Below are 13,136 nucleotides of genomic sequence, written 5' to 3' on the forward strand. Positions count from 1 at the left end.
CGTGCTCGTGCTCGTGCTCGTGCTCGTGCTCGTGCTCGTGCTCGTGCTCGTGCTCATCCCCACCCTCAAGGCCCCGCCCGTGATGGATGCTGCCAGCGGTCACGGTACAGTCGTTGCTGGCGGTCTGCACCAGCGGATTCGCAGTCAGCCACTCCCGGGTTTCCATGAGCACGGCTTCCTGTTCGGCGTTCTTTGGCTTGTGCTCGAACCCCAGCAGGTTGGCCGCCGGTGATTGCAGGATCAGCTCGGCGGTCCGGCCCTCGACAGCGACCTGGAGTTTTGCCTGGCCATGGACATGGGCCTGTTGATGGTGGCCGTGTTCGTCACCGGTTGCTGTGGTGGCAAAGCCTGCGCAGGCCAGGGCGAGCAGGGAAGCCCTGTAGATACCTGGAATAGCCATGTAATCGATCTCCTTTTGATATGTTATAACGTAAGTTACCTGAATCCGTTGCCAGGTCAAGCATGACGTCTTTCGGCGGATGGATATGCCGCTGCCACGGCGGAAATGCTAGGATTGGAGACCCATTCAACTGACAGGTACAGCGACTTCATGACCGACAACGCAGAACCCGGTGCCAGCGCTGGTGATTTCGAGGGCTGGGCGAACCTGTTTACCCGCTGCCGGGCGTTCAGTCATCCCTCAGAGCTACACGGCGGACTCTGTGGCCGGCTTGCCGCCGGTGCCCGCCTGAATCAGCAGCAATGGCTGGAAGTGGTGTGCGAGCATATCGGCATCGCACCGGAAACCCTGGCTCAGGGCGAAGACCTGCCGGCGGAACTGCCCGACTTCATGGCCGAGGCCTACCGGCAGACCCTGGACCAGCTGCGGGCAACCGATATGGCCTTCGAGCCCCTGCTGCCGGAAGACGACTATGCGTTCGAGCAACGCCTGCAGGCCCTGGCGGCCTGGGTGCGTGGTTTCCTTGAAGGCATGGCGCTGGCCGCCGGTGAGAAGCTGGGTCAGGCTCCGGACGAGATCCGGGAACTGATCGAGGACATGGTGGCCATCAGTCAGGTGGAAGAATCCGATGAGGGTGACGAGGCGGCGGAAGTGCAGCTTATCGACATTACCGAGTACGTCCGCCTGGGGGTGATTTCCGTATTCACGGAGTTCAATCCCCCGGAGTCGTCGACACCGTCCGCAGGCCAGACCCTGCACTGAGTTTGATGATCAGGAGACCCTATGAGTCCGTGGATTCCGATGAGTGAACATGCCGAGCGCCGTCGCCGGCTGATGGATGTGATGGCCAGGGACAGCATTGCCATCCTGCCCGCGGCCCCGGAACACACCCGCAACCGGGATGTGCTCTACCCGTTCCGGCAGGACAGTGACTTCCAGTACCTGACCGGTTTCAATGAGCCGGAAGCCGTGGTGGTGCTGATTCCCGGTCGCGAACATGGCGAGTCGGTACTGTTCTGCCGTGAACGGAACCCGGAGAAGGAACAGTGGGACGGTTCCATTACCGGCCCGGAGGGGGCGATTGAAAACTACGGGCTGGACGACGCCTTTCCCATCGCCGATATCGATGACATCCTGCCCGGGATGATCGAGGGCCGCAGCCGGGTCTACTACCCTCTGGGCCGGGACCAGGCCTTCGATGCCCGGGTCATGGACTGGGTCAAGCTGATCCGCAGCAAGGTACGGGCGGGTGCCCAGCCCCCCGGCGAGTTCGTGGCCCTTGAACACCTGCTCCACGACCTGCGCCTGTACAAGAGCCCGAAGGAAATCAAGGTCATGGCGGAGGCCGGCCGGATCAGTGCCGAAGCCCACTGCCGGGCCATGAAACGGGCCCGCAAGGGGGGCTACGAGTACCAGCTCGAGGCGGAGCTGATCCACACCTTCATGGAGCATGGTGCCCGCAACACCGCCTATCCCTCCATCGTGGGCAGCGGCGCCAATGCCTGCGTGCTGCACTATATCGAGAACAGTGCGCCACTGCGGGAGGGGGACCTGGTACTGATTGACGCCGGTTGCGAGGTGGACTGCTACGCCTCGGACATCACCCGTACCTTCCCGGTCAGCGGCCGCTTCAGCGAGGCCCAGCGGGCCATCTATGAAGTGGTGCTGGAGGCCCAGTACGCCGCCATCGACGCGGTGCAGCCCGGCCACCACTGGAACATGCCCCACGAGGCGGCGCTGGAAGTGCTGACCGAGGGACTGATTGACCTGGGGCTTATCGACGGCCCCCTGACAAAGGCCCTGGAGACGGAGGCCTACCGTCCGTTCTTCATGCACCGCACCGGCCACTGGCTGGGCATGGATGTCCACGATGTGGGCGACTACAAGGTGGGCGACGCCTGGCGGGTGCTGGAGCCGGGCATGGTGATGACCGTGGAGCCGGGGCTCTACATCGCCCCGGACAATATGGATGTGGACCCGAAGTGGCGCGGCATAGGCGTGCGCATTGAGGACGATGTGGTGGTCACCAAGGATGGCTGCAAGGTGCTTACGGACGCGGTGCCCAAGAACATCGCCGAAGTGGAAGCGTTAATGGCGGAGTGAAGCGGATCAATGGCTGACAGGCAGGCGTGGGACACGGACATACTGATCGCCGGTGGCGGGCTGGCGGGGGCGACCCTGGCACTGGCCATCTGCCGGCTGGTGCCCGGCTACCGCGTGACCGTGGTGGAGGCCTTCCCCCTGTCCGGCGATCCCGCGCCCGGCGATTACCAGCCCAGCTATGATGCCCGCTCCACGGCCCTGTCCTGGGGTTCCCGCCAGATCTTCGAGCGTCTGGGGCTGTGGCCGTCCATCAGTGCGCAGGCCGCAGCCATCCGGCATATCCACGTCTCCGAGAAAGGCCGTTTCGGCGTCACCCGCCTGGACGCATCGGACCACCAGCAGCCGGCATTGGGTTACGTCGCCGACAACCGCTGGCTGGGGCTGTGCCTGATGGAGTCCCTGGCACAACAGCCGGACATTCACTGGCTGGCACCGGCCCAGGCGGAGGGAGTGACCAGTCTACAGGGCGGTGTGCGTGTCATGATCCGGCAGGACGGCGAGGCGCGCAGCCTCACCAGCCGTTGCCTGGTGGTGGCGGACGGGGGTCGTTCCGGCTTGCGGGAGGCCCTGGGGATTGGCATCCAGAAGGAGGATTACGGCCAGTACGCGCTGATCGCCAATGTCAGTACCGAACAACCCCATCAGGGCGTTGCCTGGGAGCGGTTCACCGAGCGGGGGCCCATGGCCCTGCTGCCCCAGGTGGGCGGTCCTGAAGATGGTCACCGCTCCGCCCTGGTATGGACGTTGTCGCCGGCGGACCTGGAGGAGGTGCTGGCCCTGGACGAGGCTGGCCGTTGCGCCCGCCTGCAGCAGGTATTTGGCTGGCGCCTGGGGCGCTTCACCCGTTTTGGAGAGAGTCACCACTATCCCCTGGCCCTCACCACCGCCAACGAGTGCGTGCGCCCCGGCGTGGCCCTGGTGGGCAATGCCGCCCATGCCCTCCACCCGGTGGCGGGGCAGGGCTTCAACCTGGCGCTGCGGGGGCTGATGGCCCTGGTGGAGGCCTTCCGGTTTGCCCGTGACAACGACATGCCACCCGGGGACCTGCGGGTGCTGGAACGTTACCGGCAGCAGCATGCCCCGGACCAGCAGCAGACCATCGGATTCTCCGATTCCCTGATTCGCCTGTTTGGTGGCGGCTATCCCGCCCTGGGCCCGGTCCGTAACGCCGGCCTGGCGGGGCTGGATATCGTGCCTGGTGCCAAGCACTGGTTTGCCCGACGGGCCATGGGCGTGGCCGCCGGTGGACCATCCAGGCCGTCATCGGACCGCGACCGGGAGCACTGGCAATGAGCGATTTCGATATTATCGTGGTCGGCGGCGGTATGACCGGCAGTGCCCTGGCCCTGGGGGCCGCTGAACAGGGCTGGCGGGTGGCACTGGTGGAAGCCGCGCCGGTGGCAAAGCTGGTGGAGCCGCCAGGGCCGGCCCGCACGGTGGACGACTTCGAGCCCCGGGTCAGCGCCATCTCCGTGGCCAGCCAGCGCTTGCTGGAAGACCTGGGGGTCTGGCAGCGGGCGAGGCAATCCCGCCATTGCCCCTACACCGCCATGGATGTCTGGGACGGCGAGGCCATTGGCCGCATCCGGTTTGACGCCGCCGAGCTGGGAGTGCCCGCCCTGGGCACCATCATCGAGAACCGTCACCTGGTCCGCAGCCTGTTCGAGGCGGTCCGGGACAGCGACCTGACCTGTCTGGATGGCCAGTCGGTGGATGCCCTGGAGCAGCGCGGGGAGGGCTGGCAACTGACCTTGTCCGGTGGCGAGACGCTTACCGCCTCCCTGGTGGTGGGCGCCGATGGTGGCCACTCCCGCATCCGCCAGTGGGCCGGCCTGCCCACCCGGGAGTGGGACTATGACCAGGAAGCCATCGTCTGCACCGTGCAGACCGCACAGTCCCACCAGCACACCGCCTGGCAGCGGTTCACCGCCACCGGGCCCCTGGCTTTTCTGCCGCTGCAACCGGACAGTGGTGATGAGGGTGAACAGGGCGATCGGTTCTGCTCCATTGTCTGGTCCCAGGATACGCCGGAGGCCCGCCGCCTGCTGGCCCTGGACACCGATGCCTTCATGGCGGAACTGACCACTGCCCTGGAAGGGCGACTGGGCCCCGTGGAGGCCGTTTCCCGGCGGTTCTCGTTCCCCCTGCGGCAGCGTCACAGCAAACAGTACGTCCAGCCCGGTCTGGCCCTGGTGGGGGATGCGGCCCACACCATCCATCCCCTGGCGGGGCAGGGGGCCAATCTCGGGTATGGCGATGTCTCGGCCCTGCTGGCGGAACTGGAAACCGCCTTCCAGCGTGGGCAGTCGCCGGGCGACCTGCTGCTCCTCCAGCGCTACCAGCGTCGACGTAAGGGTGAGAACCTGTCGATGATGGTCGCCATGGAAGGTTTCAAACAACTCTTTGCCCGGGACGAGCTGCCACTGAAATGGCTGCGCAGCACCGGCATGCGCTGGCTGGACCGGGCGACTCCGCTGAAGAACCGGGTGGCCGCGGAGGCCATGGGGTTGTGACCGGTCGGCACGGTAGCCGCCAGCAAAAATCATTACATTCGCCCCGGGACGCTATATAGTGCCCGATAGCTTTCACTGTCCCATAGCAGCCTGTCGGACTTAAGGCTGATCTACTGCGCCGATGAGAAAGCGGCTCAAATTTCCCGGATTCTTCGTTGCATAGAACCACTATGCGCCTCAAAATCCGAAAAATTTGCGCTCACTTTCCCATCTTGCTCGCGACGATCGCTTAAGTCCGACAGGCTGCTAAGGTGTTGAATAGGAGTCCGATGCCATGGCCGGCGCCAGCCTGCTTACCCTGCTTGATGATATCAGTGTCGTTCTTGATGACGTTTCGGTGATGACCAAGGTGGCGGCCAAGAAAACCGCCGGTGTGCTGGGGGACGACCTGGCCCTGAACGCCCAGCAGGTGACCGGCGTCCGACCGGCCCGGGAGCTGCCGGTGGTGTGGGCGGTGGCCAAGGGGTCGGCCATCAACAAGGTAATCCTGGTTCCCCTGGCCCTGGCCATCAGTTATTTCCTGCCATGGCTGATCACGCCCCTGCTGATGCTGGGGGGCGCCTTCCTCTGTTACGAGGGCTTCGAGAAGCTGGTCCACAAGTGGCTGCACCGGGAACAGGAGGAGGCCCACCGGGCGGAACTGCGACAGGCCATGGCGGACCCGCAGAAGGACCTCAAGGCGGTGGAGAAGGACAAGATCAAGGGGGCCATCCGCACCGACTTTATCCTCTCCGCCGAGATCATTGCCATCACCCTGGGCACGGTGAGTGCCGAGCCCATCACCATGCAGCTGGCGGTGCTGGTGGTGATCGCGGTGGCGGTGACCGTGGGCGTTTACGGCCTGGTGGCGGCCATCGTTAAGCTGGATGATCTGGGGTTGCACCTGACCGAGCGTGATTCCTCATTCTCCCAGACCTTGGGCGCCAGCATCCTGACGGCCGCACCCTGGCTGATGAAAACCCTGTCGGTTGTGGGCACCGCCGCCATGTTCCTGGTGGGCGGTGGCATCCTGGTGCACGGTGTCCACCCGCTGTACGAATGGATCCGCGAGTTCACCGCCGGCCTGGGGTCTGTTATGGCCACCATCGGCCCAATGTTGGTTGATGGACTGATTGGGGTGCTGGCTGGGGCGGTGTTGGTGGCCCTGATATCGGGGTGGCAGCGGCTGAGAACCTGATCCCGTCCAGGCCACCGGTGGCCGATACCCTCGTTATCTCTGTCGCATTGCGTATAATGAGAAGCGTTTAGGCTAAGATTGTCGCAATTCATATTGGGCTCATGCCGAAAGCCTGAACGGACCACGACGCGGATACCTCATGACGATTCCTGCCCTCGCTCCCTTATTTGTCGGGGATTTCGAATACTATCGGGATATGCTGGTCTTGGCAGGCCAGGATCAGCGTCCGGGCATCCCGGCTGCGGACCTGGTTTCCGATGGCGGCCTGGAGTGGCTGTTATCGGGATATCGCCGGTCCCAGCCCGGTGATGATAATCGAGCCCTGCTGTCGCTCTGGTCCCGGTACTACTTCGTGAAACTCACGGTGCCGGTGGTGGCCGCCAACCTGGTGTTGGGCCGTGACCTGCCGGTGGCCCTGGACCGTATCGAGGTCGTCCTGGATGAGAATGGTTTGCCGGAGGCCTTCCGTCTGCCGGACGAAGGACGGCCATTTGAGGTGCCCCCGGAGGGGCCATTCGATCGTTTCCGGGAATTGCTGGAGGGCAACTTCGAGCCGTTGATCGAGGGCTGGTGCAGTCAGATCAAACTGTCACGTCGGGTGCTGTGGAACAACGCTGCCAACTACTTTGACTGGCTCATTGAAACCATGGCTGCGGGCGGTGTGCCAGACGCCATACTGGCGGATGGACATGGAATCATCGAGCGGGAAAAGCGCCCCGATGGCCGGCCCAACCCCATGGCGAATCCGGTACGTTACGTGGAGCGAGGCGAAGGCGGTGAGCCCCTGCGGCAACGGCGCCACTGCTGTATCCGCTATCGCCTGCCGGACCTTCCACTGTGCCGGAACTGCCCCCACATTGACCGTCCACCCAAGGGGGCTTTGCTGCCGGAAGACGTATAGCGCCTGTAACCGCGCCGTTGGCTGGGCGACCGTTTGGGCAGGACTCAGACCACGGCTATGCGCGCGCCCTGCTGCCGTGGATGGGCCAGGATCGACATGGGAATGCCGTATATATCCTTCAGGGTATCCTGATTCATCAGCTCGTCGGGAGTGCCCTCGGTTAGCAGGCGACCGCTATGCAGCGCCACCAGGTGATCGCAATAACTGGCGGCCATGTTGATATCGTGGAGCACCACGACCACGCCCATTTCCAGCTCCTTGCCCAGTTTGCGTACCAGTGACAGCACTTCCACCTGGTGGGCCACGTCCAGCGCCGACGTGGGTTCGTCCAGCAGCAGGTAACGGGCATTCTGGGCCAGCAGCATGGCGAGCCACACACGTTGGCGCTCACCGCCGGACAGTTCATCCACGCCGCGATCGCCAAACCTTTCCGTGTCCGTCAGGGCCATGGCGCGGTCCACCTGCTCGCGGTCTTCCCGGGAGAAACGCCCCAGGGCACCGTGCCAGGGGTAGCGACCGAAACTCACCAGTTCGCGGGCAGTCAGACCCTCGGTGGCCGGTGGCTGTTGGGGCAGGTAGGCGATCTGCCGGGCCAGGGGGCGGTCGCCCCACCGGTGCAGGTCCTTGCCCTCCAGGGAAATCTTGCCGGCGGACGGCTTCAACTGGCGGGCCAGCAATTTCAGTAATGTCGATTTGCCGGAACCGTTGTGGCCGATCAGCCCCACAATCTGACCATGCTCAATGGTGAGATCAATGGGATGCAGCAGGGTTTTCTCCGGTAGCCGATAGCTGACGTCGTCCAGTGTGAACATGGAAACGGACCTGTTATGTGAAAGCTCAGATACTAATTCAAGTGTAAATGGTTATCAATAACTGCTGCTGGCGGATCGCAGCCAGAGCCACCTAACGGGCGACCGGCAGGCGCATCATCCGCACCAGGAAATAGCCTCCGCCGATCAGTGTGGCCACCAGCCCGGCCGGCAGTTCATAGGGGTAGACCAGGGACCGGGCGAGCCAGTCCGCCCACAGCATCAGCAGACTGCCGATGACAAACGCCGCCAGCAGTTGCGGCAGGGCCCGCTGATAGCCCAGCATTCTTGCCAGGTGAGGCGCCATCAGGCCGACAAACGACAGTGGGCCCACCACTAGCGTGGCGGCTGCCGTCATCAGCGCTGCCAACAACAGTAGTGCCAGGCGGACCGGCGCAAGCGGCAGCCCCAGGGACTGGGAGGCGCTGTCGCCCAGGGGCAGCAGGTCGAGCCAGCGTACCGACAGGGTGGTCAGCAGTAACAGCGGCGGTGTCACTATTGACAGCACCAGCGCATCGGTGTCTCCGGACAGCCAGGTGGAGCCGGACAACCAGTTCAGCAGGGTGACCGACTGGGCGTCTCCCATGGCCAGCACCATGCGGATGCCCGCATCCAGCAGGGCGGACAGGGCGATGCCCCCTAATAGGAGTCTCTGGGGCGAAAACCCGTTGCGCCGGCTCAGCAACAGCAGCGCCAGCAATACCACAGTGCCGCCCAGCCCACCGGCCAGTATCTGCAGCGGACGGCTGCTGATGCCCAAGGTAAGCACCAGAACCACCATACCCAGGGCTGCACCGGTGCTGATCCCCAGCAGTTCCGGGCTGGCCATGGGATTGCGGGTCAGCCGCTGTACGATCACGCCGGCCCCGGCCAGCAAGCCGCCGGCCAGCAGGGCGGTGATCATGCGTGGCAGGCGCATGGCCAGTATGCCCGGATCGCCGCTGAAGCCGGTCCATTGCCAGCCGTTCCAGGCGGGACCCAGATTGAGGGTGATGGCAAGGCTGCCCAGAGTGGCCACGCCGAGAACGGCCATCCCGGCGAACGGTATCCCGCTTTTCCGGCGCGGTGTCGTCACCGACATGGATTCAGATGGGCGGGCGGGCATCAGTCTAGTCCGCGTGAGTACCCAGAGCAGAACCGGGCCCCCGATCAGGGCAGACGCCGCGCCGGTGGGGAAGAGCAGGTAACCAAAGGCGATAGTCAGTTGCTGGGCAATGCCATCCGCCACCAGGCAGAGCAGGGCGCCGGACAGGGCGCTGGCCAGCAGGCGCTGTCGCAGGGTGCGGGCACCCAGCAGTCGCACAATGGCCGGCGCGGCCAGGCCGATAAAGCCCACCACGCCCACATGGCTGACCGTCAGGGCGGTCAGGTAGACCGCCAGTGTTAAAGCCAGCACCCGGGTGATGCCCGGCGACAGCCCCAGGGAGCGGGCGCTTTCCGCGCCGAGATCCAGCGCCTGCAACGGCCGCCATAGCAGCAGGGTGAGGCCGGCGACCGCCAGCAGCCGGGGCAGCAGCTCCAGGGCGCTGCGCCAGTCGTTCTGGCTCAACTCGCCAGCGCCCCAGATAAACAGCCCGGCCAGTTGCTCCTGATTGAACAGCAGGATGACGGTATTGATGGCGCCGAGATACAGGCTGACGATCAACCCGCACAGGGTCAGTGACAGTGGATCGAAGCCCCGCCGGGCTCCCATCAGCAACACCAGTATCAGGGCGGTCATACCCCCGACCATGGCCCAGACTTCCCGCCAGACGAGCAGGGCGGGAGCCAGCAGCATCACCAGGCCGAGTACCAGTTGGGAGCCAGCGGCCACGCCCAGGGTGGTAGGCGCGGCCAGGGGGTTGCGTAGCACTTGTTGCACCAGGGTGCCGGCAAAACCCAGCGCCGCGCCGGTCAGCAGGGCCATGGTCAGCCTTGGCAGTTGGGTGTAATGCAGTACCGCCTGTTCAAAGCTGGCGGATGCGGAAAGCCATAGTGCCCCTGGCAGCCTGGCAAGGTTGTCGGGGCTGGCGAGGGGGGACAGCAACAGGCCAGCCGCCAGCAGTATCAGTACCAGCAGGGTCAGTCGTGCCCGGGGCTGTGGATGTGTCATGGGCTGGCTCATTCGCCGACCTCCCCGTTGCCTTCAATCAGTTGATCCGCCAGCATACGGGCCATCATCGGTACACTGAGCACGCCGCCAAAGGTCCATACCGGGCCCACGCCGGTGACGCGGCCGCTGCTGGCCATGGGCAGGTAGGGCCAGAGGTCGCTGGCCAGCAGGCGCTCCCGATCCGCCTCGGGCCAGGGCCGGATATAGATCAGCCAGGCGTCGGGGTGGCCGCCCAGGTCCGCCAGGGTGCCGGGGGTGAAGCCCCACAGGTTGGTGGCGCGCTGCCAGGCATTGCTGAGCCCGGCCTGTTCCAGGGCCTGGTCAAGCATGGAGTTGTCGCCGTGTATGCGCAGACGGCGGTCATCAAGGAAGCGGACGAGAAAGGCCTCCTGGCCTGCCAGTCCGGCGTTGGCGAGCCTGCGGCGGGTGTCGGCCAGATCCTGTTCGGCCTGTTCCAGGACTTTGTCCGCCTGCGCTTCCCTGTCCAGTACTTTGCCCAGGGTGATCAGATGGTCACGGGCCCGTTTCCAGGGATTGGATCCAGCCTCGTAGGTGGTCTGTACCAGCGTTGGAGCGATGGTTTCCAGCGCCGGAACCGCGGCCATCAGGTGACCGGTGACCAGGATAAGGTCCGGCTCCAGCGAGCGGATCGCCTCCAGGTTGGGGGATTGCCTGGCGCCGACGGATTTCACGCTATCGGGCAGGGGCGGTTGAGCCACCCACTCCCGGTACCCTTCGGCGTCTGCCACGCCGACTGGTGTCATACCCAGTGCCAGCAGGTGCTCCACCAGCCACCAGTTCAGTGCCACGATCCGTTGGGGCGGTTCCTCAAAACGCAGATCGCCGGCATCGTGGCTGACCACGGTGCCGGCGCTGCCTGTGCTGCAGAGCAGGAAAAGCACCAGGGCCCGCAGTGCGGGCCCTGGCCAATAGCGTTTCAGCATGCCATCAGTAGTCCACGGAGTAGGTCAGGGAGTAAGTGCGACCCTGGCCCTTGAAGTCGAACAGTTCTTCGTAGCCATAGAACAGCTGGGCGCGCTGACCCCAGACGGTGTCATACTGTTCGTCCAGCAGGTTGGTGACGGCAAAGTTGATCCGCCCCAGGGGCAGGCTGCGTGTTGCCATCAGGTCGAAGGTGGTGTAGCCCTCGATCTCATCACCAGCGTCGTCATCAATGTCGAACGCCTTGGAGCCCTGCAGCCGGACGGATGTCAGGCGATCCTGCCAGCGCACAAACGCGGTGGCATTGGGCAGGCTGGCGGCGGTGACCACATTCTTCTGCCAGTCGCCGTCGTCATCTTCCACTTCCGAGCGCACGTAGTGGCCGGTGCCGCCCAGGGACCACTGGTCACTGGCGTACCAGGTCAGCGCGCCTTCGAGCCCGTAGTCCCTGGTCTTGCGATCCACCACATCAACGGTCAGGGTGGTCCGGTTGGTTTCGGCTTCCTTGTCGGACCAGGTGTAATAGGCTGCAACCTGCGCATCCCACTGCGGCTGATAGGTACGCCAGCCCAGCTCGATCTGATTGGTTTCCAGGCCCGGGATCGGGTTGTCATCAATGTTCAGGGAATCGGTCAGCACATAGCGTCCGCCTGACAGGTTATAGGTGCCCCGTCCGGCTGCCTTGCCCGGATCCGGGATTTCGAAGCCCTGGCTGAAATTGGCCCAGACCTGATGGTCATCGGTGAGCTTGTAGATGGCCCCGGCGTTCACCAGGGTGACGTCGTAGTCGCTCTCCCCGCCGGGAATGGCGTCAGCGCCGCTGACCAGCCCACGACCAGACTCCACTGCCTGCTGAGTGCCAACAAAGTCTTCCATTTCAAGGCGCGCATGTCGCTGACGGATGCCGGCATTAAGCTGGAGCCGGTCGGTTGCCTGCCATTCGGCCTGAAAGTAGGCGGCGATCCCTTCAACCCGGTAGTCCGGGTAGCGGTCAACCGTGAACTCCTCGTCTAGGACCAGCCCGCCGCTGGGCATGGCGGTCGCGTTGTCAAAAATCATCTGGCTGGCGGAGAAGTCCTCGCGGTCCAGATCGATGCCGTAGGTCAGGTTGACGCTGCCCAGGTCTTTGGTCAGCAGCCCCTTGATGAGGTACTGGCGAGTGTCCTGCTTGGAGGCGCCGAAGTAGCTCTGGGGTACCGTCGCGCGAGAGTAGGGATAGGGGTAGAAACTGGATTCTTCGTTGCGCATGGACGCCTGGAGATACGCGGTATGGCCAAGAAAGTCGCGGTGCTGGTAGGCGGCGTTAACCATGTAGCGCTCGGTCGCGGGGTCCCGGTCGCTGGAAAACCCGTCGCGGATCTCAGGGGTGTTGATCGCCGTGGCGTAGGGCCCCAGCCAGACACCTTCGTCCCCTTCATACCGGGACCGGTAGAACTGCGCAGTCAGGTCCAGGCTCTGATTGTCATCAATGCGGATCTGGGTGCTGCCGAGTACGTCGACGCTGCGATTGTACTGCAGGTCGGTCTGTGAAATGTCGATCATGACCCGGTCGCCGTCACCATCGTACATGGCACCATTGTCCTGCACGGCGATGCCCAGCCGGCCCTTGATGGTCTCATTGCCACCCGCAATGGACTGACCGACCCGGAAGGTGCGGTCCTCGGTACTGTTGAAGCCGCTGGAGGCCCCCAGCTCGGTACTGAACCGGGTGTCGCCTTCGCGGCCTTTCTTGGTGATGATGTTGACGATACCGCCGGTGCTGCCGCCACCGTAGATGGCGGTGGCCCCGGACAGTACTTCAATGCGCTCGATATTGAACGGGTCGATGGAGTCGAATTGACGGCTCAGTCCCCGTGAACCGTTGAGGGAAACGCCGTCGATCATCACCAGCACGCTGCGACCACGCATGTTCTGGCCATAGTTGGTGCGGGTCTCCGGGGCCAGGTCCATACTGGGAACCAGCTTGCCGATCACCGTCTTCAGATCCTGCCCGGACTGGAACTGCTGTTCCAGCTCTTCGCCGTCCAGCACCCAGACGGTGCCCGGAATCTGACTGATCTGCGCCGGTGCCCGGCTGCCGACCACCACCAGTTCGTCCAGCGACTGGGAGGCGGCGTTGGCTGCCAGCGGTGCCGCCAGTGCCAGTGAAATCAGGGTTCTTGAGAAACGCGTTCGTACTTCCATCGGTATTTCTCCCTA

The 13,136-nt window shown here is 64.3% G+C and carries 11 protein-coding genes; 6 read left to right on the forward strand and 5 right to left on the reverse strand.

Translation table 11 applies throughout. From position 1 onward, the window contains the following. On the reverse strand, positions 1-400 hold a 400-nt coding region (locus RO069_RS12580), incomplete at its 3' end, for a ZrgA family zinc uptake protein (protein WP_328187943.1). A gap of 150 nt (positions 401-550) precedes the next feature. Between RO069_RS12580 and RO069_RS12585 the strand changes: the two genes are divergently transcribed. The 6 genes from RO069_RS12585 (at position 551) to fhuF (ending at position 7,094) form a co-directional block, all read left to right on the forward strand. Then, the gene (locus tag RO069_RS12585; protein WP_328187945.1) at positions 551-1,162 is read left to right on the forward strand and encodes a UPF0149 family protein; all 612 of its coding nucleotides are present in this window, start codon (positions 551-553) and stop codon (positions 1,160-1,162) included. A 21-nt stretch (positions 1,163-1,183) separates the two neighbouring features. Further along, complete coding sequence (pepP, locus tag RO069_RS12590) at positions 1,184-2,503, forward strand: Xaa-Pro aminopeptidase (protein WP_328187946.1); 1,320 nt, start codon at positions 1,184-1,186, stop codon at positions 2,501-2,503. Positions 2,504-2,512: 9 nt separating this feature from the next. Continuing rightward, on the forward strand, positions 2,513-3,796 hold the full coding sequence (gene ubiH / locus RO069_RS12595) for a 2-octaprenyl-6-methoxyphenyl hydroxylase (RefSeq protein WP_328187947.1): 1,284 nt from the start codon (positions 2,513-2,515) through the stop codon (positions 3,794-3,796). Further along, entirely contained in the window at positions 3,793-5,016 is a 1,224-nt protein-coding gene (locus RO069_RS12600; protein WP_328187949.1) for a UbiH/UbiF/VisC/COQ6 family ubiquinone biosynthesis hydroxylase, read from the forward strand. Before ubiH ends, RO069_RS12600 begins: the two co-directional genes overlap by 4 nt. 274 nt (positions 5,017-5,290) lie before the next feature. Next, positions 5,291-6,193: a DUF808 domain-containing protein gene (locus RO069_RS12605; protein WP_328187951.1), complete on the forward strand. Its 903-nt coding sequence runs from the start codon at positions 5,291-5,293 to the stop codon at positions 6,191-6,193. Between the two features lie 139 nt (positions 6,194-6,332). Beyond that, entirely contained in the window at positions 6,333-7,094 is a 762-nt protein-coding gene (gene fhuF, locus RO069_RS12610) for a siderophore-iron reductase FhuF (protein ID WP_328187952.1), read from the forward strand. Positions 7,095-7,138: 44 nt separating this feature from the next. Here fhuF and RO069_RS12615 read toward each other — a convergent pair whose 3' ends face one another. The 4 genes from RO069_RS12615 to RO069_RS12630 form a co-directional block, all read right to left on the reverse strand. Further along, entirely contained in the window at positions 7,139-7,906 is a 768-nt protein-coding gene (locus RO069_RS12615) for an ABC transporter ATP-binding protein (RefSeq protein WP_328187953.1), read from the reverse strand. A 91-nt stretch (positions 7,907-7,997) separates the two neighbouring features. After that, entirely contained in the window at positions 7,998-9,995 is a 1,998-nt protein-coding gene (gene fhuB, locus RO069_RS12620) for a Fe(3+)-hydroxamate ABC transporter permease FhuB (RefSeq protein ID WP_328187955.1), read from the reverse strand. A gap of 8 nt (positions 9,996-10,003) precedes the next feature. After that, positions 10,004-10,939 (reverse strand): iron-siderophore ABC transporter substrate-binding protein, encoded by a 936-nt coding sequence (locus tag RO069_RS12625; RefSeq protein ID WP_328187957.1) that lies wholly within the window; start codon positions 10,937-10,939, stop codon positions 10,004-10,006. A 4-nt stretch (positions 10,940-10,943) separates the two neighbouring features. After that, entirely contained in the window at positions 10,944-13,121 is a 2,178-nt protein-coding gene (locus RO069_RS12630) for a TonB-dependent receptor (protein WP_328187958.1), read from the reverse strand. Between the last annotated feature and the right edge of the window lie 15 nt (positions 13,122-13,136).

The sequence above is a fragment of the Marinobacter sp. OP 3.4 genome (assembly GCF_036224885.1).
Taxonomy (GTDB): Bacteria; Pseudomonadota; Gammaproteobacteria; order Pseudomonadales; family Oleiphilaceae; genus Marinobacter.